At 56.7% G+C, this 24,653-nt stretch carries 19 protein-coding genes; 13 read left to right on the top strand and 6 right to left on the bottom strand.

Features of this window, described 5'->3' with window-relative positions:
• Positions 1-296: 296 nt before the first annotated feature.
• The gene (locus tag ACI48I_RS23350) at positions 297-2,015 is read right to left on the bottom strand and encodes an SIR2 family NAD-dependent protein deacylase (protein WP_498575620.1); all 1,719 of its coding nucleotides are present in this window, start codon (positions 2,013-2,015) and stop codon (positions 297-299) included.
• A gap of 178 nt (positions 2,016-2,193) precedes the next feature.
• Between ACI48I_RS23350 and ACI48I_RS23345 the strand changes: the two genes are divergently transcribed.
• Positions 2,194-3,489 (top strand): hypothetical protein, encoded by a 1,296-nt coding sequence (locus ACI48I_RS23345; RefSeq protein WP_498575619.1) that lies wholly within the window; start codon positions 2,194-2,196, stop codon positions 3,487-3,489.
• 142 nt (positions 3,490-3,631) lie between these two features.
• Positions 3,632-4,045: a hypothetical protein gene (locus tag ACI48I_RS23340; RefSeq protein WP_498575618.1), complete on the top strand. Its 414-nt coding sequence runs from the start codon at positions 3,632-3,634 to the stop codon at positions 4,043-4,045.
• Between the two features lie 233 nt (positions 4,046-4,278).
• Here ACI48I_RS23340 and ACI48I_RS23335 read toward each other — a convergent pair whose 3' ends face one another.
• Entirely contained in the window at positions 4,279-5,082 is an 804-nt protein-coding gene (locus tag ACI48I_RS23335) for a DUF4230 domain-containing protein (protein WP_498575617.1), read from the bottom strand.
• A 216-nt stretch (positions 5,083-5,298) separates the two neighbouring features.
• Positions 5,299-6,666, bottom strand: coding sequence for a RepB family plasmid replication initiator protein (locus tag ACI48I_RS23330; RefSeq protein ID WP_498575616.1), 1,368 nt, complete (start codon positions 6,664-6,666; stop codon positions 5,299-5,301).
• A 2,382-nt stretch (positions 6,667-9,048) separates the two neighbouring features.
• On the opposite strand from ACI48I_RS23330, the gene ACI48I_RS23325 reads away from it, so the two are divergent.
• The 4 genes from ACI48I_RS23325 to ACI48I_RS23310 all read left to right on the top strand — a co-directional run bounded on the left by ACI48I_RS23325 (position 9,049) and on the right by ACI48I_RS23310 (position 12,669).
• Positions 9,049-10,164: a ParA family protein gene (locus tag ACI48I_RS23325; RefSeq protein ID WP_498575615.1), complete on the top strand. Its 1,116-nt coding sequence runs from the start codon at positions 9,049-9,051 to the stop codon at positions 10,162-10,164.
• A gap of 31 nt (positions 10,165-10,195) precedes the next feature.
• Entirely contained in the window at positions 10,196-11,230 is a 1,035-nt protein-coding gene (locus ACI48I_RS23320; protein WP_498575614.1) for a ParB/RepB/Spo0J family partition protein, read from the top strand.
• Positions 11,231-11,809: 579 nt separating this feature from the next.
• A complete protein-coding gene (locus ACI48I_RS23315) occupies positions 11,810-12,319 on the top strand; it encodes an HAD family hydrolase (protein WP_498575613.1) in 510 nt (169 codons plus the stop codon).
• A 101-nt stretch (positions 12,320-12,420) separates the two neighbouring features.
• Positions 12,421-12,669 carry a DUF7660 family protein gene (locus tag ACI48I_RS23310; protein ID WP_498575612.1) on the top strand — a complete coding sequence of 83 codons (249 nt, stop codon included), beginning with the start codon at positions 12,421-12,423 and terminating at the stop codon, positions 12,667-12,669.
• 143 nt (positions 12,670-12,812) lie between these two features.
• Here ACI48I_RS23310 and ACI48I_RS23305 read toward each other — a convergent pair whose 3' ends face one another.
• The gene (locus tag ACI48I_RS23305) at positions 12,813-13,694 is read right to left on the bottom strand and encodes an EamA family transporter (RefSeq protein ID WP_498575611.1); all 882 of its coding nucleotides are present in this window, start codon (positions 13,692-13,694) and stop codon (positions 12,813-12,815) included.
• A 77-nt stretch (positions 13,695-13,771) separates the two neighbouring features.
• Here ACI48I_RS23305 and ACI48I_RS23300 point away from each other — a divergent pair, with 77 nt between their 5' ends.
• Both ACI48I_RS23300 and ACI48I_RS23295 read left to right on the top strand, forming a co-directional pair.
• On the top strand, positions 13,772-14,263 hold the full coding sequence (locus ACI48I_RS23300; protein WP_498575610.1) for an Lrp/AsnC family transcriptional regulator: 492 nt from the start codon (positions 13,772-13,774) through the stop codon (positions 14,261-14,263).
• 116 nt (positions 14,264-14,379) lie between these two features.
• Positions 14,380-15,000: a LysE family translocator gene (locus ACI48I_RS23295; RefSeq protein ID WP_498575609.1), complete on the top strand. Its 621-nt coding sequence runs from the start codon at positions 14,380-14,382 to the stop codon at positions 14,998-15,000.
• A 507-nt stretch (positions 15,001-15,507) separates the two neighbouring features.
• Here ACI48I_RS23295 and ACI48I_RS23290 read toward each other — a convergent pair.
• A complete protein-coding gene (locus tag ACI48I_RS23290) occupies positions 15,508-15,840 on the bottom strand; it encodes a porin (protein ID WP_498575608.1) in 333 nt (110 codons plus the stop codon).
• Positions 15,841-15,850: 10 nt separating this feature from the next.
• Here ACI48I_RS23290 and ACI48I_RS23285 point away from each other — a divergent pair, with 10 nt between their 5' ends.
• Positions 15,851-16,123 (top strand): Lrp/AsnC ligand binding domain-containing protein, encoded by a 273-nt coding sequence (locus ACI48I_RS23285; protein WP_498575642.1) that lies wholly within the window; start codon positions 15,851-15,853, stop codon positions 16,121-16,123.
• 122 nt (positions 16,124-16,245) lie between these two features.
• Here the strand turns inward: ACI48I_RS23285 and ACI48I_RS23280 are convergent, their stop codons facing one another.
• On the bottom strand, positions 16,246-17,649 hold the full coding sequence (locus ACI48I_RS23280; RefSeq protein ID WP_498575607.1) for an alanine/glycine:cation symporter family protein: 1,404 nt from the start codon (positions 17,647-17,649) through the stop codon (positions 16,246-16,248).
• A 514-nt stretch (positions 17,650-18,163) separates the two neighbouring features.
• Here ACI48I_RS23280 and ACI48I_RS23275 point away from each other — a divergent pair.
• From ACI48I_RS23275 to ACI48I_RS23260, 4 genes are all read left to right on the top strand, one after another.
• Positions 18,164-18,967, top strand: a complete 804-nt coding sequence (locus ACI48I_RS23275) for an IS5 family transposase (protein WP_498575606.1) — start codon at positions 18,164-18,166, stop codon at positions 18,965-18,967.
• A gap of 2,955 nt (positions 18,968-21,922) precedes the next feature.
• Positions 21,923-22,237 (top strand): hypothetical protein, encoded by a 315-nt coding sequence (locus tag ACI48I_RS23270; RefSeq protein ID WP_498575605.1) that lies wholly within the window; start codon positions 21,923-21,925, stop codon positions 22,235-22,237.
• Between the two features lie 331 nt (positions 22,238-22,568).
• Complete coding sequence (locus ACI48I_RS23265) at positions 22,569-23,138, top strand: hypothetical protein (protein WP_498575604.1); 570 nt, start codon at positions 22,569-22,571, stop codon at positions 23,136-23,138.
• Positions 23,138-24,520: a relaxase/mobilization nuclease domain-containing protein gene (locus ACI48I_RS23260; RefSeq protein WP_498575603.1), complete on the top strand. Its 1,383-nt coding sequence runs from the start codon at positions 23,138-23,140 to the stop codon at positions 24,518-24,520. The genes ACI48I_RS23265 and ACI48I_RS23260 overlap by 1 nt, the downstream gene beginning before the upstream one ends.
• The last annotated feature ends 133 nt before the right edge of the window (positions 24,521-24,653 follow it).

The raw sequence follows: 24,653 nt of genomic DNA, 5'->3' as shown, positions 1-24,653 counted from the left end.
CTCGCCATTCGTATTACGACGACCTTTCGCGTTGCGAAGACGCTTTTTTCTTGAGGGGTTTACGTGTTGATTATCATTTGTGCTCCCAGGGCCTCGAAAGATTCGAGCCTGACCGCGGCCCTTTAGCCAATTGCCGACGCTAGATAACTCAGTGTACGAGGATGTTGGTACCGGCGCAATAGGTGATGTTGTTAGACGTACTAATTAAGGAATAACTGCTTCCCTTTAGCGAAGCAGAATCCACGAACCGTGTCACCAAGGTAGCCTATCTATACCGCGTGCACGGTATCATCGTATTAAGAGCTGATGTGATCGTCAGTCGACTCAGGTAGACCATTCGTAATCCCCTCCGCCACCGCAACACCATACTGCTGTACTACCAAGCTGGCGAAATGTTCCAGCTCCTGCCGCAACCTAACGGGCGCCACTACTTTTACGAGATGGGCCTGCGATTGCAGCATCCATACGAGTTCGCGCGTATAGCTCACCGTCGCGCATAGCTCCTGAGCGCCCGTCGCGAGCGGGTGAATCTGCTGATCCTCGCTCAATGGTGTCTGGACATAATCCATCATGAGGTCGTCGCCAGCGCGCCCCGCGCGTGAGTGCAGCACCAGCGTCATCGGCGCTGACGCACAGCATTCCGCAGCGCCCGCAACGCACACTTCCTTCAGTGCTGGACGTTTGGCTCCGACCGATTTCACTAAGCCTTCCGGTAACACCTCTTCACCCGACGCAAGCCGCAGCATTAATGGCTCAGTCGACTTCGTACGCGCCCATAGCTGCGTCCGGGCGTCAAAGGGGTCGGGATGTGCCTTGAGCGCTATGCCGGCCGACAGCCATACGCCACTTAGATCCGCCATCTCCGCCAAATCCCGCTCGACAGTACGGGCGCTGCATGGATAGCCGGCACGTTCAAGCTTGGCGGTCAAGTTTCGTACGCTCATGCCCGGGTGCCCAGGATCGGGAAGCAGCGACAATAAGTTGAGGCGCCGCCGTAGCGTCTGCTCCGCACGGCGCTTGCCGACACCAGGAGTGCTAGCCTCACTGTGCACAGGTCGTACATCAGGATCAGCCACGTCGTCGGCCGAGCGCGACGTAGCTGAGGCGACAGGAGCAGTGCGCGATCGCCCCGACGACAGGCTCACAACAGGCCGTCCCGCAGCCGCGCGCCTCGCCATTAGCGTGTCGATCGCCTTCAGAGCGCGTAGGGCCGGCATGGCGATGACGACGTCGGCATCTTCGTCCTGCTCGCTCGCTGGATTGATGCGTATAAGCTGTCCGCCGCGGGATGTCGTGATCTCGACGGCCGTCTTCCGAATGGCCGACGCGCCGTTACCAGCACCAATCTCGATCACGAGAGGGGAATGAATCCCGGAGAGCCACGCCTCCACCCCGCTTTCCTGTTGATCGCTGCGCTCTTCTACCCAGCGGCTGTCACCAAACATCAGGATGTTCGGCCGCGCCAGCGCGCCGCAGTGTGGGCAGGTCGGCAGCGCTCCCAACCAACGACAGCGTCCCTCGTCGACCGCGACCGTCAAGCCGTCCGCGCTCCATATCTCCTGCCTGCATGGCAGCGTACACTGCAAATAATGGATGGAGCCATGGCGTTCATGCAAGCGATCTGGGTCGAAGTCGGCGCGCTGAAACTGACCATCGACATTGGTCGTCACGACCGCGTGGCCGCCATTGACCAGCCTGCCCCAGCGCCTAAGGAGTGCGAATCCCGCGTGCGGAATAGTTTTTCGGTACAGCGCCAAACGCTGTCCATAAAAGCCCCAGGCACGGTACGGATCTTCATCGAAACAACCAGCGGTGGCAACGTCCTCGAATTTCATCCCAGCGCGGCGCAATGCCGGGTAGGCCTTCCAAAAACCCTCGGGGCCGCGAAAATCCGGCAACCCTGAATCGACCCCGATCCCGGCACCGGCCGCAACCACAATCGCCCCTACTTTCTCGACCAGTTCGGCTGCATAGGCGAGCGCCTGGCGCTGGGTTGCTGACGTAATTGATGACATAACGCTCTCCGAACGAAATAAACCGATTCTGCCTCACCTGGACGACAGGATATGTCGGGCATTGTCGACAATCAATGACGACGTAAGTTGTCGTCCTCTTGGTGGATCATGTGATCGTGGCAAGCAAGCGATACGTCGAGCAAGCGTTGTCCAATTCTCAATCGATAAAGGAATCACGATGCCCCAGGTACAATTTGCGACCAAAAAACGCTGCGCCGATCTTCATTTAATCCTCGCCCTGTGGCACGAACTCAAGAGCGAATGGCATCCGGACTCCGATCCCATGACCACGCCCATACGGCGGCGCCATGCGACGGATTCGCTCGCGACGTTGCTGGGGGTCTCGGATCGAGCGGACGGCAAGAGCGAGCGCGCATGCGGTTTTGACGTCATCCTCCGTCTTGCGTCGGGACAGCTCGATACCATGCATGCCACCGGCCCCTTTTTTGAGCGCGCCGACAACGGCCAATGGTTTGTGCCGGTCGACCTTGTCGTTGCGGGACGTAAGGGTACCGTCAGGGGCGTTAGCTTGAGCCCGGCAGCGCTCGCCTTGTGGACGGGCATGCCCGAGGAAACGCGTGACCGCGCAGTGGACGAAGCACGCCGCTTGCTCGAGGCCGACCATGAGTCCGACGGCACGCTTGTGCGCCTGCTGCCGGCGCAACCGCCAGCATTGCTACCGGCGCAGGAGCCCATCGCGGGAAACAGAAAATCGTATGTCGAAGCATTGGTGCGCAGTATCGAGCACGAGCCGTTCCAGCCGGCCTATCGTAAGCGGTCGTTTGGCGCCCCGGTCTATGGGTGGGACGCGCGTCTGCATGCATACTTCTGGCCAGCGCCAGCGCAAGGCTATGCGACAAGCAGCCGCAACGTGTCGGTCATCGCCGAGCGTTCCGGAAAACTAGCGCAGGCCTTGACGATGCATGGGAGCTGGACCGACGCTGAACAGCAGGAAGCAGTGGCACTGGCAAACGTCGTCTTCAGCTGGGGTGGCGTCCCCCAGGATCCGGAGACGGTCACCCCCGCCAGCGTCCAGCAGGTATATCAGGCCGCGCTCGATCACGACAGCGCCGCGCGCGCCAACATGAACAGCGGCTGGACCAAGGTCGCCGCCTTCGCGACCGCCCACCTCGAAGATGGTGGCCGCCCGCAGGCCATTTGGGATAGCCGCGTGGCAGCCGCGCTTACCCATCGGCTCGACAGCTTATTGCCACCGGACGCAGACCCGGCGTTCCTATTTCCCGGCGTCGGCACCGTGCCCGGCCGCGGCGGTACGCGGCCGCGCGTCCTTTCTCGGCACTGGCCGAACGGCTACCGGACCTGGGCAGGCCAACTCGCAGGCAGCGAGCTCGTGCGCGAGATACGCGACCTGCTCAATGGCGGCAATTACCCAGCCATGCCGTTAGCGGAGGGCGGAAGCGGCCAGTGGACCACGCGCGGCGTCGAGATGGTGCTGTTCATGGACGGGTACTGAGCCGGCAGCGTCATCCAGGCGGTGGAAAGGCGCAGACCGGACTTTTCCGGTTCTGCCCCATTTAGAGCAACCTCATCGCATTGCCGCGACGAGCCGAACCCAAACGCACCTGGCGCGTGTCTTCAGCAGGAAAGTGAATCCTATGCCCCAACTGATCCAACATATCGACGCGATTTCTCGCCGCGCTGGGCGTGACGTGTTGTACCTCGAGTTTCATCCGACAGCGGCGCAGGAACGGCGACGCTATCAATTTGCCCAAGATCCGGCGCGGATGGCCATGCTGACCTGGCTCGACCAACAGGGTCTGCCGTGGCAGGAGTGCGGACCGTTCGCCGACCCGCGCACGCAGCAGCCCTACCGCGGCCAAGTGCATATCGACGTACCGTATGACGAGTCAGCGCCGGCCTACCGGCTTTTGCGCGACTACCTAGAGCTTCCTGACGGGAGAATGCGCCAACCAGGTGTCCGTTTTTATCTGCTCACTCTCGAGTTCGCCCTGACGAATGCCGCGCATGACGACCCTGAGTTTTGGGTGCGCTGGGCCGCCAACTTTTAGCCGGTCTTTATACGTAGCGCCGCAACCGGGGCCCTAGCTGCCCGGTCGCAGCAAGGGCTCGCGAGCCAGGTGAGCGTACAGCCATGCAACTACAACCACCTGCGGCGCGCATGAGTGACGTCGGAGGTCCACGCCGGTACGTGGCTGAACATGTTGGTTCGCCTTGTCGCTCTACACGATTGCGGCGCACGAGTAATTGCTTCGACGAGAACACGTCCTTGTTTACGCCGTCCTCACTGTTTCCAACTAAAATTCACCTTCCATCCGGTCGCAAGAAACACGCTACGAAGCACCCCTTCGGCATTTGCTTTCGCCGTCGCCAGGACTGCTGGCTCTCGACAGGCTTGCTCAACCTCGTTCTGGGCACGACGTAAGGCGCCATCCATCGCCGACGTCATATTTTTCGAGCCGGGTAAGATGGTCTCGAGACCGCTTCGGGAGATGGCGTACCAGTAGGACCCGCCCTTCGCACGCGCTTCGTGGTTGACGCGCGCTTGGAGCGGGGCAGGAATCGGCAGCACCACCGTCAACACGCGTTTTTCATTATCAATATTTTCGTAGCGTGCCTGACGCAAATCGGACGCGACAGTGCAATCGCCCTTGGCGACGTAGAGAATCTTGGTGCCGCCAAGCGACAGGTCCCATGGCATCAGAGGCACACCAACTTTTCGAGGCTGCACGAAGTCGATGACGTTCGCGTAGTTCACCTTGACGGAGACGAGATGCCCCATGTTTTCCAGGGTGATCGCAGGCGGCGGTGACGATGACCGCTTGTCGACAAAATTCAGGGCGGCCCAGGTGCCGAAAGCACCCAACGCACAGGCGGATAACAATAAGGTAGGAGATTTAAAGCGGCGAACTGGGTGCATTGTCTCGATGCCGAGGAAGATAGGCGGATAAAAGAAGCGATTCGACATAAGGCCGAGGGTCGATTGTCGTCCCAGCATTATCCTTAGCAACTTCACAACCAGTTCAGTGTATCGAGTAAGTAGCAGAGTAGCAATAAATTTTGCATGCTCCGAGATCACGAAGGACACGGTCGAAGGTCTCGCTCAAGATGCCGTCGAGAGCAAGAGCTAGGGTAGCTGTCCACGCGGGATGGAAGGCCGAGCGGAGTAAAAATGGGACCTAAGTGGCCCTGGAGGGCTTCGTCGATTGCGGAGACCAGCCTTCGCGATGAGGGTCGAACAAACCTTCACCAGGCGTTCCTATTGCTGGCCTGCCTCTCTCAACGGTTAGAGCGATCGAGTCGGTTAGATCAACACCTGATTCGCGTCCGCGAAATGCGACAGCTTTTCGACGGTGGGCTCACCCCACAGCGCGTCCGCATACCAAAGGCTAAGGGCAGTACGCGTCACCCCTTTTTCGAGCGCCTTCTCCAGTGCTGGCACCTTCCCGGTTGCCTGCGTTTTGTATTGTTCGTAGGTGACGCTGCGCTGTTCGGCATCCATTTCGTTAAACACATCGAGGGCAAGCTTGGCCCGCGCCGCCAGGAAACGCTCGAGTAAAGTAGGGCCTTCACTTGCGGACCCAGCTTTCAACTTCGGACCCGCTTTCTTCTCCGGCAGCTTGGCTTCGCTTTTCAGAGCCCAACGCAAATAGGCGACCTTCGAATGGATGGGCCCCCCATTGGCAGAGCTGACGCGTGCCGCGACGACAGCCAAGGCTTGTACGATTTTCTCGTCCGCATACTCACCAATGACATTGCTAGCCTCCTGCTGGGTCATGCCCAATGCCATTAACTTCTCGAGGAGCGACAGGTCGATGGTGAACGGAGCACGCGATTCTTGCTGTGTATCGGGTTTGAATGAGACGCGAAACTGCAGCTGCTGGACACGGCGCCCCAGCTTGTGCTCGATGAGCTCAACTTCGATGTCGGTAACGCGGTTGACCTCGGCGATGGCATTTTTGAGGACATCCCGCTTGAAATATTTGTACTCAGGCAAATCCTCCGGCTTTTCCGGCATGGGGTTACCGGTCAACAGGCCGTACCAATGCTCGACCGAATAAGTCGACGTCAGCTTGGATGGGTTGGTGGCGTAACGTCGGCACAGTTCGTACAATGCGAGCGCCGTACCGGACTTCAGGAGTCCCTGGTAGTGAATGCTTAGGCGGGTATAGGTTTCCGGCTGCATGACGCTCTCGTGCACTTCCGGCGGAAACGCGAAGCCAACCCACACCTGCCCGGTGCGGCTATGCAAACCTTTGGGATTGACGAAGGTGACCGAGGCGATCAGACGCTCGCTCGTCCACTGGCGGTCGGTCTCGAGCAAGAGCTTGATGTCCTGCATTTCGGCGATCTGCTCACGCAAGAACTGCATGTCGCGACTATCGTAACTGGCATTCCTTGCCAACACCGACAGCGGCACCCAGAAATATTTCTGAGCGGCCGGCGTGTCGATCGGCGCATCCTGCCCAAGCTTACGAATCCGCTGAGCGTGGTACATCAAGACGTTGAATACCTTGCGATTCAGCAGCGTCAACCGACCGGACACGACCCGTAGTCCGATTGCTTCGTTCGACTTGCGAATCTCCAGTTCCGAACGTGGCGCCGCCGATTTGACAGAGGTCTCGACGACATCGGCCATGCCGGCAGCCATCTCTTTGGCGTCTTCTGCCATCCGCATCCCCCCTGTCCTCACCGCTCGTTCTACATCATTGCCGACGTGCATTATTGCATGCGTCACCATACGTGAGTCAAGTATATTCACCTTTGCAAGGGTGAGCACAACCGTTCACCAATCGTACCGTCCCTGTAGAAGTTCACCTTACTGAACGTGATCCGCATTTCCTCCCTGTGGACCCTCACCTTTCTAGAAAGTAGATGCGTCAATGAAGCTCGGCCCACGAAAACTTCGTATAGCCCACGACTACTGGGAGTGCCTTATCGTCCCCCACCAACTCGAAGTCATACAGAGAGCAACGAAAAAACGCGGCGTCCTCAGTCCACCGTCCCCGTAGCGCCTCACCTTAGCGGAACAGCATACCTCCCTGTAAAAGCTCACCTTACGGATCTATCCCTACTAGACTGGGCCACAAGATCGGTCGACGTCAGGGCTTGAGTCCCTGAAGAACCTCACCTTCCATGTTATTGAAGGCGACACCTCCCTGTAGGTACTCACCTTGACGTCTGCGGTAGCCGAGAGAACAAGCTTGCATGGATTTCGTCCTCCAGAAGGGCGAGTATCCATGGACATTACAACCACAGGTCCCTGAAGAGACTCACCTTACGCTCACGCTGCCTGTGCAAGCTCACCTGCACGACCAAGCCAGTCCCTGATCGAGCTCACCTTTGACCGCATAGGTGCCTGAATCCACTCACCCTCCGTCCCTGCTCACCCTCACTCAGCAGTGACGTGGTCCCTGGACACACTCACGCATGTCCCTGGCCGGTCTCACCGAAGTACCTGACGAAGCTCACCTAAAACGGCTGGAAGCCGCATGGCTACTAGGTTTCAGACGACGTAAACAGGTAAACAAGGGTTAACTTTGGTTTTCAAATAAAAACCTCTCAATACGGGACATCGACGCGCCAAACTCAACCGTGACGACAGCGCACGCGTCTTCTGATCAGCGCACCGTATCGATCGAGCAGCAATGCGCAAAAATGAAGCCAATCCTAGTGCTTCGGATCTACGAAAAACCTACAAGCGGCTGCATCCCGGTAACTCGACATCGTTGGCCCTATTCAAAAAACACACAGCCCCGAGCGCTGACCCAACTGACAGCGCCAGAAAAAACATGTCGACCAATCTGCCGACGCGTTGTTGTGTAAAGATCACAACAGTAATGCTCAGGCCAACCATGAAATCGAAGATGCCTAGGCTCGCTTGCCAATATCTCGTCACGCATCGCTATTGACCTACCTGGGGACCGAAGCGAAGTCACTCCATCGGCCAGCATGGTCCTATACTCCGCCACGCTCCGACGTATGCAACGCCACAGCTGCCAGTACGATCAGCCTTCGAGCGTATGGCATAACGTCGAGACGAGACGCATCGACCTAGCTCCCTGTTCGATCTCACCTTCACATGAAGACTCCCTGATAACGCTCACCTGTGTCAAAGCCGCCTCCCCGTACGACCTCACCTTTGACGTCTTCAGTACCCGAGTCCACTCACCTTATGTCCCTGCCTTTGCTCACCCAACAGTAACGATCTCCCTGCAAGGTCTCACCGATGTCCCTGTGCAAGCTCACCGACCTCACCGGAGAAGCTCACCTCAACCGGCCGTATGCCGCATGGATGCTAGCTCTCAGCGCGCGTAAACAGGTAAACAGGGGTTAACTTTGTTTTTTCAAATAAAAACCTCTCAATACGTAACAAAAAGCAAGCCGGAGCCGCACGCCAGAATGGAACTGACTTCTTGACATACCGACCAGTTCACAGCACAGGACTTGGTGCCGTCTCCAAGAGCAGTGTCGTCCCCTATAACCAGTAAGAACACGAATTATGTACAGCAGACACAGTCCCTGTAGGGCCTCACCTTAGCTTGCTATCCCAAGCTACTAGTGGCGTAACGCTCCCTATAGGCTCTCACTTGAAGAAGGGCGACAGATCCGATTCGAGCAGGTCGAAATTTCTTGTCCCCAGCTTCCAGTCACGCTCAAGTCCCCGCTTGACCTCACCCATAGAGGCATGGCCCGCACGCCGACCCCAGAAAATCGTCTTCAACATAGCTACACGTCCCTGTGCACCCTCACCTTTCCTCTCACTTCTCACCCAGTGCTGGTACCAGCCCGCATATGCAAGTCGGTCGTCCACTGCTGGCACGACGATTTCGCCTGCGACCCGGCGAAACTCACCAAAAAAAGCGACGCAGCCTGACCCGCCAAAAGCGAAGCGCACAGACGAACCCAGGTATCAAGTACCTCATGCCAGGAGAAATCATCGGCCAGGCTGAATTAGGGATATGCAAGGACTTTTCCTTCGATCACGATTTTTTCCTTGCATAGCTGCACACATTTGCGAGAGAATTGCGACATTGAAATTGGGGAGAGTGACTTGGGACGAAAGACATTCAAGGTACAAGGCGTTGCAAAGCTGCTTGGAATTAGTGTCGATTCAGTACGTCGCGACGCCGATGAAGCCGGTCTTCAAATCGAACGCCAGGGTGGGAGTGGGCCGAAAACACGCATTTTTACGGTCGAAAACGTCTTTGATCTTGCCGCACACCGTGCGCGCAAATATGGTCTGGCCGCGAAGACCAAGCGGATCCTGACGGTGTACGCGCCCAAAGGTGGCGTTGGAAAGACGACAATCAGCTCGAACATCGCCTGTATCCTGGCCTTGATGGGTTTGCGCGTACTTGTCATCGACCTCGACTTCCAAGCGAACTTGACGATCTCATTCGGCTACGACCCCGAACTGACGCCAGAAGAAGCGGCCGCTGCTGGACTGGCGCAATCGACCTGCGTTGAGTATCACCTCGGTCATCTGTTACCCCAGTGGCAGCAAAATGGCACGGTCCAACCGCTCTCCAAAGTCATCAAAAAGCCGTTCGGCGAAAACGGCCCCCACTTGATTCCCTCGGAAGTAACACTCGACCGACTCGAGGCCCTGTTCACGGTCGACGCCATCATGGGCAAGAAGCCCGAGCTGGCGATCGCACGCTGGTTGGATGAAGGCTTATCGGGCCGTAACCCGAATCTGGATCTCTCGCAGTACGACATCGTGATGTTCGACGCCCCACCAGCGAAAAACCAGACAACCCGCGGCGCACTATTGGCAAGCGACTTCGCTGTCGCCCCCGTGTCGATGGAGCGCTACAGTACGAAATCGGTGTCCTATCTGGCCGACGTGATCGGCGAGATGAAAACCACGCACAGTAAATTCCCTCAGTTGTCAGTACTAGGCAACTTCTTTGATGCCAAACGCGTCCGTGTGGCTGCCCAGGTCATCGCTCTTACGAGCAAGTATCCGGAGGCATGGATGGACAATCAAATCAGCACGAGCGAAGAATTTAAGAAAGTGCTGGACGACGACGATGGCTTGCCTTTGACCTTGGCGCGACCAACCAGCAGTTCCGCCGATGAACTGCGTGCGGCTACCCGCGAGTTGGTAGAAAAAATGGGCATGTTGAGCTCAAGCGCTCAGAAAGACGGCGTGCGCGCCGCGTGAGCAGCAAGCCACGAACGACAATGGAGAATTTGTGACCAAACACCAGCAATCAGAAGCAGACTTCAATGCTTCCCTGGCCGAACGACTGCGCACACCTCCGCGCACGGCGGCACCGATGCACATGAACGACCTGCCGAGCGGGCCTTCGAAATCGCTCACCGACCTGTTGAACGACAATCAGCCAGCGATACAACAGCCAGTGAGCGAACCGGTATCCAGTTTGCCAAGCGAGAGCGAGGGTGAGGCAGCAATCACGCGCCAGGTTCCCTTGCACTTGATCGTCGATTCGCCTTACCAGCCGCGCAAAAAATACGATGAATCTGAGCTGCAGTTGCTCGGTGAAACCTTAAAAGGACGCGGGCAGGACGAACCAATCACCGTCCGTAGGCTCGACAGTGGCAAGTTCGAGCTGATCGCTGGTCACCGCCGTGTACGCGCGGCGCGACTGATTGGTTGGTCTGAACTAAACGCACGCGTTGTACGCTTGTCGGATCGGGAAGCGTGTCTGGCGACCTTGGTTCACAACGAAAGCAACGTCAAGCTCTCCGACTACGAACGCGGATTAGCCTACAAAACCGCGCTTAGCGAAGGGTACGCATCAACCCAGTCTGAAGTTGCTACCGTGTTCGGTTGCACTCAGGCACGCGTATCCCAATGCCTGAGTTTATTCGATCTACCCCAGCCACTGCTGGACCTGATGGCGAAGTATCCGGAATTGATCACCTATCGCAAGGCACGGGTCATCAAGGAAGCCTTGGCCAAGCACCCGGAAGGTGAAGCGGCGATTTTGCGTGGGGTCGAGATCTTGATCGACAGACCTCACATGGATCAGTCCGAACTGCGTGCCGTGTTACTTAAACCGTTCGAGGCCAAGCGGGTACGCACCAAGGCTCCCGCAGCACGAACGATCAGCGACAAGAACGGCGAGTCGGCTTTTCGGGTACAGGTGAAATCACGCGACATCGTGATTCAGGTGGAGGATGGGGTCGACGTCGAACTAGCCCTGCAGAGTGCGATGGCAGCGTTACGTGACCTCGCCGTAACACTTGAGCTTCCTAAGAAATAAGAAACAGTCGACTCACCAATAGTCAACAACGAGCGCGCGCATCAAGTTGTTTGCGCCGGCACTTGGAAGATATAAGCTGCTTATAAGGGCGCCTCTTGGCGTCCTTTTCTGTTTATGGAGACGCCGCCGCACCACGCCCCACTTTGATGTCGAGTTCACAAAGGGAAGAGACAGCCTCTAGCACCCGGAGCGACCTCCTTAGTCATTTGCACGCAAAACGGTCGCTGCTAACGCCGTCAACGTAAACCTACCGATTTCACCTAGCCGGCCGTGGTGGGGGCTAAGATGATCACGTCACGCGCGCTATGGCGGCTCCCCTCTCGCCAGGTTGCAGTGGGTGGAGTCGATGCAGCCCCACGATGGGCAGTGTTGCCTGAATTCAAGGTGCCCCACTACGATGGATTGGACGCCATGGCTGCGATCTCCTTCCCTCCCTGGCTCCCCACCCTTGCACTAACGGCCCAGCGACTTAGAACGCCTAACAAAACCCGCTAGTTGCTCTCTAGGCAACAGCCGGGTACACTGAGCCGTTCCGACCGTCCGCAATCGGCCAGAAGCGGACAATGGAAAGACAGGAACATGACGCGAGTCCGATTGATTGTGTTCGACTTAGACGAGACCTTGGTACATGCGACCGAGGTGCCCTTGCCTTACGCCCACACCTTTCAAGTTGGGCCATACCTTGTTTACGAACGCCCGTTTGCGTCCGAACTGATCAAGTTCTGTGCGTCCCACTTTGAGGTCGCAGTTTGGTCTTCATCGAGCGAACGCTACGTAGAGACGGTCACCGCAGAGCTGTTCGGCACGACATTCCCCGTTGTATTTTCATGGGCGGTTTCGAAGTGCGTTCAGAAGGTTGACCTGAGAAGTAACGGTTATGTGTACATCAAGGACCTACGCAAAGCAATGAAGCATGGGTATGCTGCAGACGAGATCATCATGATCGACGACAGTCCCGAGAAACTGCAACGGCAGCCCACGCGGCATCTTTGCGTGTCGGCTTTCACAGGCGATCCGTTAGACACGGAACTACTTGGCGTTATCGAGCGCATCAGGTCGATGGCGGAAATACAGCAAGCTCCCGCCTAACAGGAATGTCTGCAATGGGTCGTTAGCGGACGCTACAATAGGTCCGCAACCGGCCAAGAGCGAACATTGCCATTGAACGTCGAACATCGAAAGCAGGCTACATGACGCAGCTACACGAACAGCTTGATAAGGTCACTGATGAGGCGACGTTTCTCGCCTTTGTTCACGCTTTAGTCGTTGATCGACGAGGCGATGCTGAGCACTGGGAAAACGGATCCATCGAAGACTTTCTAGAAGCAGCTAGTGCATGGGCTGAGGATTCAGCATTCGGCTCCAAGCAAGGACTTTCACTAACATCCCCTTGGCGAAAGTTCGCAACCTTCCTCTACTGTGGGAAGATCTACGAATAGCGAACAGTGCTTAGTCTGCAATGGGTCGTAAGCGGACGCTACAATAGGTCTCCAAACGGCCAGAAGCGGTCATTGTTGCTAGTCTAGTTTCACCGACAAGGGCATGGATGCATCCTATTGACGTGCGCGGCGATAAGCTTTGACTATTGCGTTGCTGGCCTCGTGCTCGACACTCGCCGTAATGTTAGGGTAGTGCCTATGGATGCGCTCATAATCAGTCCAACTGCGAGCCACTGGGTAAGCGTCAGATATTCGTTTAGCAGACCAAGCGCCAGTAAGGCCGACACTGCCGGTTCCATGCTGATCATGACGCCAAACGCTTGCGGTGACAGGCGCTTGAGCGCCACCATTTCTAGGAAGAGTGGCAGCGCACTAGAGATCGCCGCGACGCATAAGCCAATGGCTAGTATCCAGGGGTCGCCCAGCACTCTGCTAGCGCTTGGCAAACCGATGGGTATGACCACTAACGTGGCGACGGCCAGCCCCAGCGATACCGAATAGCCGGTAGGTAGATGTTCCACCCGCTTTCCGAACACTATATAGCCCGCCCAACACACTGCCGCTGCTCCGGCATACGCCGTGCCCGCTGGATCGAGAGGTGCGGGTTGGTGTCCCAGGGGTAGCAGGAGCCCTAGCCCTGCAAGAGCGAGCATCACCCACAAGTAGTCCAGCGGCTTGCGAGAGGACACCAACGCTACGGTAAGCGGACCGGCAAACTCGATCGCGACCGCGACGCCGAATGGAATTGTGCGCAGCGACATGTAAAAACACAGGTTCATCGCCCCCAACATGGCGCCATAGCAAGCGATTGCGCGGCCATCCGCTCTGGACAGCCGCCAGCGCCACGGACGGCACAAGGCCAGCATGATTAGTGCCGAAAATCCGACGCGTAACATAGTCGTGCCTTCAGCGCCGATCAGTGGAAACAGGGTGTACTTGGCTAGCGAAGTCCCCAAGCCTAGTGCCGTGACAGAACCGAGAACGGCAAGGAAGGGAATCAATTCAAATAGGTTGCGAATCTTCATGCCGAAATTTTAGTACGCTAAAATTGTTATTTGGATTGAAAAATTCACCTAGTTGCGCAACTTTCGCTCGCCAACCCATGTATTCTTCTTCGCCACTAGACAACTTCGACTTAGCAATTCTCGATATCCTGCAGCGCGACAACACGATCTCCCAAAGGGAAATCGCGAAGGCAGTCCACTTGTCGGCACCGGCCGTGCAGCGCCGTATCCGGCGCTTGCGTGACAGCGGTGTCATACGGGCAGAATGCGCTGTGCTCGATGCCAGTCAACTAGGCCGGCCACTCACGCTGCTCGTTGCAGTGCAGCTTCATGACGAGAACGCTAAAGCGACCGCAGCGCTGCGTCAGCGCATCCTGGAGGAACAATCGGTGCAGCAGAGCTACATGATTACGGGCGAAGCTGACCTTTTTCTGGTGCTCACTGCAGCGTCGATGCTTGATTACCAAGCAATCGCAGACCGGTTGTTCGGCGGGGATGACAACGTACGACGCTTCCAGACCTCAGTTGCTCTGAACTGTCTGAAGGCAAGCTTCCATGTGCCGTTAGGAAGCCCTAGCGAGGGTGAGTGACTCACAGAACGTCAGATTTGGGTCGTTAGCGCACACTATAATCGCTGTACTCTTGGCCAGAAGCCGCTCTCTAACTGACCTGCACAAGCCCGCATCTCTATTTTGGTACATTAACTATGACTATTGTTGATAACCTCGTTGCTTTTACCTTCGCTGCCACTCTACTGGCACTCACTCCAGGTATCGACACCGCGTTGGTTCTGAGAACTGCAACTGTAGAAGGAAGGCAGCAGGCTACTCGTGCTGCGTTGGGCATCAATGCTGGCTGTTTTCTATGGGGAGCCGCCGTTGCCTTTGGTTTAGGTGCTTTAGTTACAGTTTCGGAAACTGCTTTCAATGTTTTAAAGTACTGTGGCGCTGCCTACCTGGCTTATATAGGGTTGAACATGCTTTTGCGTCCACGTAGCTCACTGTCATACGCCAACGACGAAAGTAAGCTAGATACGAACTGGTTCTTAAAGGGGATGCTCGGGAACATCTTGAACCCCAAAGTTGGCATCTTTTACGCCTCCTTCCTCCCTCAGTTTATTCCACAAGGGCAACCTTTGATCACTTGGACCTTTGGCTTGGTGAGTATCCACGTCGCCATCGGATTGACATGGTCTGCGATCTTAATTGGGGCTATCAAGAAATTTGCAGGCGTACTGCAACGTGCAAACGTGATCAAATGGATGGATAAAGCAACAGGCATGATCTTTATTCTGTTCGCGGTGCGACTAGCTTTCAACAAACGCTAAGGCATAACAAATCCTACACCCTTGCCGATAGCGACAGGCTGCTCTGGGTAGCACGCGGACGCTACAGTACGTCTGCAATCGGCCATAACCAGACATAGACTATGGCTGCAAAAGACCAACAGCTTGGATATCCTGTGCGCCTGTTTGTCAGCGGCTGCAGGCGGTTTTGCTAGTGTTATTTGCTATATCCGCTTATACAACTCGGGCAATTAACGGTAAAACGAAGGCATAGGCGAGGTGCCGGTCCGGATCGATCGTGTATTGTGGAACCCGGGGACAGCGTGATCGTCGATGGATAATGTGTGATTGAGGTGCCAGGGTGATTGGCGGCTGGGCTGGCCGTGCCGCTTAGCGTCGGACCGCGCCAGCCCAAGCGCGATCCGGGCGGGCCTAGATGCTTTTTACGGAGGCCAGGTAGCCGACTCGCCGGCATCAAGGCTGGCGCAGGCGACCGTCCCTGCGGCGACGGCGGCCGGCATGCGTTCACCGCCGACTCGCGCACCCCTTTTAAAAGGTATGTGTGATTCCTAGGTTGAGTCCCCGATCCCCCGAGCCACTGTCGGATGCAGTCCCGACGAAAAAAGTCCTCGCTGCGAGCGCGTTTTTCCGGCGCATTTTCGAATAGGCGAAGTAAATCTCGGTTCGCTTCGACAAAGCGTGATAGGCGCCCGCCGCATACTGATCGACATCCGTGTTCGCCATCGTACGGTCGTGGTGCCGGATCATCGAGCCGACGACACGATTCGGGCCACTCTGGAGGGTGATCCCGCCGATCAGGTCGCGGCTGTCCATGGCACCGTTGTTGTTCCTGTTGCGGGCATAGCCCGCGTGCAGTTTCACGGATGATCGGATCACTATCATTGTTGAGGTGGAATTGATCAATGAAAGGACGGATTACATTGACGAAATCAAGAAGCGTTTTCTGGGTGCGCCGCAGATACAGCAATGTTACTACGTGACCGGCGCGGCCGATTTCATCATCGTCATGACGGTGGCCAGCATGAGTGAGTACGAGGGACTCACAAAAACCTTGTTCCACAATAACGAAAACATCAGGAGATATCAGACTTTTGTTGCAATGGACAGAGTCAAGGTCACGTTGAATCTGCCCTTAGTGGAGTAAAGAAGCCCATTAGGGAGTGCTGTGCGAGGTGGTATCGGGCTCTAAAAGCCTGACACGAAGATTATTTGGTTCATGCGTTTCGAAGGGAGCGTTGAAACGCATGAATGCGGGTGGCGATAAGTTTATTTGATTTCAGCCAAGTGCCTGCCACGTTCGGTCGTTTTGTGCCGGTCGATAAAACGAACGTACTCTTTCTTCATTTCCTTGCGCAGCAAAAACAGAGCGATCACGTTCGGAATCACCAGGAAACCCACTGCAGCATCGGCCATTAGCCAAATCACCGGAATCTGCATGTTCACCGCAATCAGCGGAGGTATGAAGAACGCCCACTTCAAGATGCGTTCCATTTTCCCGCCAAATAGATAGTTTATCGAGGTCCTGAACTTCACATACGTACCCAGAAACGAGGTAAATAAAATGAGAGCAATGCCTAGGCTGATGAATTGCACCACATGCGGATGCCAGGCGGTCTGCAGCGCAGCCAGGGCGATACCGATTCCCTGGTATTGGTTATGAGTCCACGCGCCGGACGTCAGGACGGCAAATGCGGTGAAATTACAGGTAATCATCGACACGAAAAACACTTCCAGCGCACCCCACAATCCCTGCCGGAACGGATAGTCGACGTTGGCGGTCGAATGCACGGTAGCGGAAGTTCCCATCCCGGCCTCGTTGGTGAAAATGCCCCGACTAGCACCTTTGCTGATCGCCAGCACGATGCTCGATCCGGCAAAGCCGCCCAGCGCAGGAGCAGGGTGGAACGCGTAATAGACAATATCCATAAAAACGCGAGGGACTTCCGCGATATTCGCGATTGTCACCCATCCCGCGCCGACCAGGTAGCACAGCGCGATCGGCGGCAGGGCGTACGTGCAGAATACGCCCAGCGCTCGCACGCCTTTGTAGATCACGAGCATACCGACCACGATGATGAAGACGCCCGTCCAAACGGCTTGAATACCGAACACGTCGGACAGGACGGACGCCATGGTATTGGTCTGCACGAATCCGGCATCGGTAATCACGAGTATTGTGAGCGCGATAGCGTACACGCCAGCTAGCGGCGCCCACTTCGGCCCGAGTCCTCTCTTGATGTAGTGCATCGGGCCACCGTAGTATTCGCCGTTTTCCCCTCGGGTCCTGAACCGCAATGCCAGTGTGACCTCGACGATTTTAGTCATCATGCCTAGCACGGCAATGACCCACATCCAGAAAACGGATCCCGGGCCACCGATCGCGATTGCCGTGGCGACCCCCGCGATTGAACCGGCGCCAAGCGTCCCAGACAATACTGTCGCTGCGACCTCGACGGACTTCAGCGCCTTGCCGTTGTCGTTCGCTTCTCCCTCAGTATCTTGCTTGTGCTTGCCGAATAGCGTTCCAACCGTGTTGCGAAAAATATCCATGAATCTCAAAACCTGATAGAAGCGCATTTGCCAGGAAAAATAGAGACCCACACCGGCGATCAAGACGAATAACGGTCCACCCCATAGAAATTCGAAAAATCCGGCTATTGCATCCAACATGTTTTGTCTCCTCTTGGTTCGAAGTGCCCTTCACTTGCGACCACAGATATGGTGCTTATTCCGTATTGCGGTGGGTCGAAAGGCGGCTTGCTATATTTACTGACACAGACTTGCTGTCGGCCTGCAAGCTTTAAATTCATTGAAAGAGGGAAAATCATACCGTCACGCCCGATATCAAAATCCTCGGAATTTGCAGCATTAAATAGAAAATTTCTTTTTTTGATGCGTGGAAGTGGGAAATTGTCGCGTTTAGCCGTCAGCCCGCTTTGCGCCGAAGACTAATGATCCGTGAAGCCCATGTGCGGTACTACAGCGGGATGGCTGGACAGCCCCGGTTTTCGTCGCATCGTTAGATCGCCATGCTGGCAGCATGGAGGACAAAGCCGAACATGCAACTACTTCCCCAAAAACACACCCTGACTGGTCGCTATGTCTGCTATGGGTCGGTAGCAGACGTACGCTGACCCAGTTAGGGCACTAACATGGCGTCCGTGTTCGTAGACGGACTGATACCATGGCCCGAGCACTTCTTCCCGAAGACCTGTGGTCCCTTATCGCCGCTCATCTTCCAAGCCGTCGCCCATCGCCGAAAGGCGGCCGCCCGCGCATCGATGATCGTGTGGCCTTGACTGGAATCCTGTTTGTTCTCAAGACTGGAATACCGTGGGAGTACCTGCAGCGCGAACTCGGCTGCGGCAGTGGAATGACTTGCTGGCGTCGCCTTCACGAATGGATGCTAGCGGGCGTTTGGCAGCGCATCCACGAGGCGATTCTTCGGCGGCTCCGAGAGCACGACCAGATCATGTGGGATCGAGCTTGCGTTGACGCTGCAAGCGTACCGGCACCGGCTGGAGGCGAACACACGGGCCGAAATCCAACTGATCGCGGCAAACTCGGCTGCAAACACCATTTGCTGGTGGATGAGCGTGGGCTTCCCCTAGTGGCCCAGATCTCGGGCGCACAGGTGCACGACTCGCGCTTCCTCATCCCGCTGGCAGAGTCAATCCCAGCAGTTAAGGGGCTGGCAGGCCGAGCCCGGAAACGTCCAGGTAAGCTGCATGCCGATCGAGCGTATGCGTCGAGAGCGCATTGGGCTTGGCTGCACAGTCGAGGCATCGCAGCTCGTATCGCGCGCTACGGCGTCGAGTCGCGCGGAAGGCTTGGTCGGTGGCGTTGGGTCGTCGAGCGAACGTTGGGTTGGCTACACCGCTTTCGCAGATTGCGCATCCGATATGAGAGGCGAGCAGATGTGCACCAGGCTTTCCTGTCGCTTGCCTGCTCGCTCATCTGTTGGCGGTATGTCGAGAGGTTTTGTTAGGCGCTCTTAGCCTTGGTCCGGCCACTGCCCTTAGGTCAAGACCGCCGACGATACGAGTCCCACTGTTCGCTCGAGCGCGCGTCAGCGTACAGATGTTGAGGTGCGCAGACGGTTCGCTTAAGGTGAGATTTTACGGGGAGTAAGCGTCCCACATCCGAGCGTGAATGGGCGTTTAGACGCCCCTATCGAGCCTCTGGCACGCCGCAGGCGATGTCATCCCTGTCATTTGGTCTCCATCGGTGTAAAACAGGCGCAGAGGCGACGGAACAGTGACGAAAGGTGAGCTTCCACGTGGAGCAGCAATCGCACGGCGATAAATCTCACGTACCGCGCCGACGTACGTCGAACTGAACTTCAGAAATTCATTGGCGGTGTGCCGTCGCTAAAACGGTGCCGACCAAAGGGACCTACAGCCGTCGTGCACTCCCCTGTTTATAGTGTCGTCCCCATTGAGCATAGGTGATGTGGTTCCTGACGAACCTTCTAACGACGTCATCAGACGCTTGCGAGAACCGTCTTGTACGACCTTAGGTCCGCACGCTGAAGAGATACTGAAGAGATACCAAAAGCGAGTACGTGTCCGGTCCAACAGCACGGTGCAGCGTACGAGGTCCGACGATAGGTGAGCGCGCACAGGGACCGTACAACGTCAAGGTGAGCACGTACGGGGAGATGTCGCGCGGTGGGTGGAAGGTACAACCGCCATGGCGACGCGCGAACTCGACAGCATATTGGTATCGCTTTTCATCTTTTACTGCGGCGCCACGCTATATCGACTTTTCATCGAGTGCATATAGATTGCCCTTGCCTATAACTGCCCCGAGGCTCGATACAGCAAGCTTTCGTCTGGCGGCCCTAGGAATGCGCCCAGCACACCGATCAGCGGCTGGTCGGTTGCGACTCCGCCGTACAACAAGTCCCCCCGCTGTCGCGTCCCGCATCTTTGGCCCAAGCACGCGCAAGCGCGGGCGTCCGCCCATACCGCTAGTATTCAAGGCCGAAAAAATTGTATCGCCGAGCTTGAATGGCGCAATCGATGTGCATGCGTAAGGTGAGGCTCCGCGGGGAGTACGAGTGGGACGACGTTATACTTTGCGGCCAGGCATGAAATGCACTTCAGCTTGTTCCCACCAACCAACTATGCGGCCCATGATGCGTCGGTGCGATCCCTGCATGGAATCTGCGCTTTTTTCGGTACATCGATCCGGACGCGATGTGCGTTATATTAAGAGCAGTTCAAAAATCTCTGAAAAATCAACCACTTGCTGAAAATAAGCTGCTTATAAATCTTTAACCATAGCTTTCCCTTCACTTAGCCTATTTCGGGAGAGGATGCGACGCTGCTGGCGACGTACGAATGCTTACGTAAGTGTCGCGACCTTCGCCTCTGGGCTTCATTACGACCCGGCAATGCCAACCACGGCTTCAGGACCGACGGAGAAGCGTGCGTGCCAAATCCAATTAAGAGTTGGGACGCGATGTACAAGCGTGCAAACGCGCAGCGGCCCAGTCGGCGCACGGCGCACGGCGCTTGACTCAGGAGACACAAGCTACTGGGTACGCTTGCAGATGCGTGCAATGCCGGCTCACCTATGTCAAGGCCTCGCGGTAGTGCTGCAACGAGGTAGTCACAGGAAACTGAAAAGATGACAGGTACCGATGCCTCCACCGGAATATAAGCTGCTTATAACTGCTCCAGGATGGTGGGGGACCCCAAATCCTCTCGGCACCGACCCTACCATGGCCACACGGGTCGTTTGCGCCTTGGTCCTCCTATAAGCAGCTTATAAACGCATAGGACGGCCAATCGAGCCACGTTAGCGGCGCTGCCGGGACACGACACGATGAGTATGTAGATTATGGGATATCGAGCGACCTTAAAGCAGCTCGAATGATCGTCTTGCCTCCGCGGTCATCTATACCATGACCGGAGACACAACGCGCCTGCGAGTGCGTTCGTAAGATATAAGCTGCTTATAAATCCGGATTCAGGCCCCGCATCACCCCGTCCCGAGCGATTCGTTTCGCCTGGTTTCGCCTCAGGTCTCACTTGTCTCGATTCACCGTCCCTTAGCTGAACGAGATGCTCGAACGCAAAGTCCTCTGCGTACGCAGCCTACGAACACACAGGACAATAGACGGAGGGCCTAGGCTGGCCTGCGCTTGGGGCAACATTACATTGTTGCTTTCGCTGACAGGTTGAACGACATAATGGCCACTCGAACGAAGCCTCTTCATGCATCAATCTGGTCTGTGAGCAGGCATTCCATGCCGCCAAGGCACTTGTGTTCGAGATATAAGCTGCTTATAAACGCCGAGTTGAGCGCTACGCATCAGGGATCGTGACATCGCTTAGCCCCCACCCGGCGGGTACTTTGCCGATTGCGCAGTGAACCTAACGTGCAAGCATTCGCTACCTGCGTGGCCACTTCCCATATAAGCAGCTTATAAATGTACTGGGCAATAGGACGAGGATCGCGCAGCCGGCCTCGCACCCGGGCAACGCGGATACTTGAGTGAGCCAGTGCTGAACGACCTAGAGGCGCGCGAACGATTGTCTCGATGCGCTACCTAAACAGGATGGTGTTCAGGAGCCCCTGGCAGGCTCGTCTTCGAGCGCGTATAAGCTGCTTATAAACGCCGATCTGGTAACTGCGGACGTTATGAGCAAGACATTGCTCCAACCTACTTCCGCTTCTGGTCCATTTGCCTCTGCGCCATTTCTCCTGCGAGGCGCTAGCAGTATTTGCCCGATATCTCGCGGGTCCTCCGCAGACCCGATCCGGCCCGGTTGGGAGTTCATCACGCACTTCGATTGCCCCTGGCTTACCGCCCAGTCTACGGTGCGCAGCGGTACATCAGTTTGGATGGATGATATGCGCTACACGACCGCCACCCAGGAGCAAGGGCTTACTCTACTATTTGAATGCGACAGGATCACAACGCAGCCACTGCATGGTGAACCTGGTCGTTTTTCGCTTCCATGATCGAGTGGCGTATTGGCGCAATGACCAGCAACCAACCCAGCCCAACGGAGGAGTGATGAACAGCGACCGGGACAAGGCAGCGAGGTGGCCCCAGGAACATTGGACGCTCGCCAAATGCGTGTGCATAGGGATTATCATGCTAGGGCTAATGGTGACCGATCTCGATGTGATGACAGCACCCGCGGCATTCGGCGCCACCGTGGCAGGGATCATCTATGTATTCATTCTGACCCGCCGTTTTACGCGTGGCGATCACGGACGGTGCGGCCATATAAAACGTTGAGCTAGGGTACGGCAATCAACATCAGGGTTACTGAGGCGACGAGCGTATGCAATGACCGCACTGACTGACCAATCAGGGCATACACCACGCTAGGTGAGCTTCTGACTGCACGCCCAGGCTGTTCAGTTAGCCGCTTACCTTTGTTTCTCTCCCATCTTCAGATGCAGGCCCGCGCACCCACACGTGTCTCGATGAGCTAGCTCAGATGGGTGGCGACGATGCTGTCATCTAATAGACCTTGGCGCGGCACGCAGGACGCCGTTCGGCGCAGACGAGGGCAGTGCTCAACCTGTAACACCGCCCGTACACCACTCTCCATACCCCCGCTACGATGTCTGCTCCAAGTCCGATTGTTAAGGCCCGCCTGAAGGGCCCGCTACATGCCCGCTTTCTTGCCGAGCAAGAGGCGCGCGGTATTTCCGAATCTGAACTATTGCGGCTAGCTCTGCATCAGCTTTTCGCCGAGTCGGAGAAGGCGACCCTTGCTGCCCATGCGCCATCACAGACCCAGCGGATCTCAATCACGCCGAGCGACGAACAAGGCGCCCTTGCACGCAAAACCGTGTGGATGCCGGCCTTCCTCTTAAAAGCTGCAAGCGTACGGGCCGACGAGAAGGGTATGTCCTTTAGTCGCTGGGCCGCTTCCCTGATGCAAGCGAACCTGATGCGCTATCCCGTCCTCAGCGAGGCGGAAGTGCTAGCAGTCGAAGCGACGACACGCGAGCTGGCCGCGATTGGACGGCACCTCAACCAAATTGCCCGTTCCCTCGATCAGGCCTATTTTCAGACCGAACGCCTGCGCCTGGACAGGCTAGCCGAGTTGTCCAGAAAGATCACGGCGACCCGAGACGCTATTGGCGCCCTGGTCCGGGCTAGTCGTCGTTCCTGGAGCATTGACTGATGTCGCTGATCGAAGCCGAGCATACCCTGGATGCTGTGCTCAACGGAGGAAGGGTCCGGCGAAAAACCAACGCAACGAAAGACCTACGTGCCAAGGCCAAGCGGGTAACGCGGCGCAGTCCTGAAGTCATGGTGAAAATCACCGGTTTTGGCAAAGGGGCGCAGCACGTTCAAGCGCATCTACGCTACATCACCCGCAACGCCAAGCTCGAGTTGGAAACGGAACGCCAGGAAGTGCTCCGGGATAAGGAGGCGATCAAGGATCTATTCGCGCAATGGACCGATGAGATCGGCCAGATGCGACGCCACAAGAACCAGCGCGACACGATGCACATGGTGCTTTCGATGCCCGCGGGTACGCCAGAGACAGCGGTGGCGAGCGCAGCACGGGCCTATGCGAAAAGGGTATTTAAAGCCAACCACGAATACGTCTTTGCCTTGCATACGGACGAACCGCATCCGCATGTTCATCTCACGGTCAAGATGCTGGGCTTCGACGGAAAAAGACTCAATCCCCGCAAAGCCGACCTACAAACTTGGCGTGAAGCCTTCGCTCGAGAGATGCGCGACCAAGGTATCGACGCCGAAGCCACGCCGAGATCCGCGCGTGGGGTGGTGCGCAAGGCGGAACGTAGCATTGTGCGCCACATCGAACACGGCCATGGGAGACCGCCACGCACGCCGCAGGTAAAGGCCGTGGCTTACAAGCAAGTGGTCGCTGAACTCATAGCCGAAGCCAATGGTGGAGCAACGCTCGAGAAGCCGTGGGAAGTAGCGATCAAACACCGTCAGCAGTACATAAGAGGCGCTTGGCTGATGGCAGCCACGGCCTTAGAAAAACACTCAACTCCGTTAAGGGAAGCATCCAATGCACGACCCGACTACGACCGACTCGACACCAGACGTGTCGAGGCTGGGCAGCGCGCAGCCGCTGTATATCAGTCCAATCTTGAACGGCTTGGCTTCCGAGCATCGTCCATTGCCATCGCCCGCATGCGAGACCTGTCCCGCCTCGATGTGGTTCAACACCAACGACCTGCTCAAGTGCTTCTGCACCCGCATGCACCTGATCGTATGGGACGACACGGTAGCACCGATCATGACCTGCGACGGCCGCGAGCTCGCGCTCTTACATTTGCAGCAGGAGTTAAAGGCAATGGAAAAGGCGATGAACGCCTAAACCCAGGCGAGCCGGGCAAGAAGAACCTGGCGGCAGCCATCCGGGAATTTGTCCAATCGATGCCGCCCATCGACACCGCGCGTCATGCGTTGAAACGACGCCTAATTAGTCAATTTAGCCGCGGCCTAGAAAATGACCGAGCGCGTGCGCCACAGTCCTCGCTACCGAACCCGCCCGACGACACAAAGAATCTTGAGAGATAGCACTTCGGCTAACTCAATTGCGTTTAACCGATCTATGCGGCGCGGCGCCCGGTAGGAGACCGGGCACGGATAGGCGCCAATACCCGTCCACTGATCGAGAACCGATTCACGCAAGGGCGAAATACCAGCACGC

The sequence above is a fragment of the Massilia sp. LXY-5 genome (genome assembly GCF_059801075.1).
The sequence above is the reverse complement of the archived record's forward strand: the minus strand, read 5'-3'. Positions and strand labels throughout refer to the sequence as shown.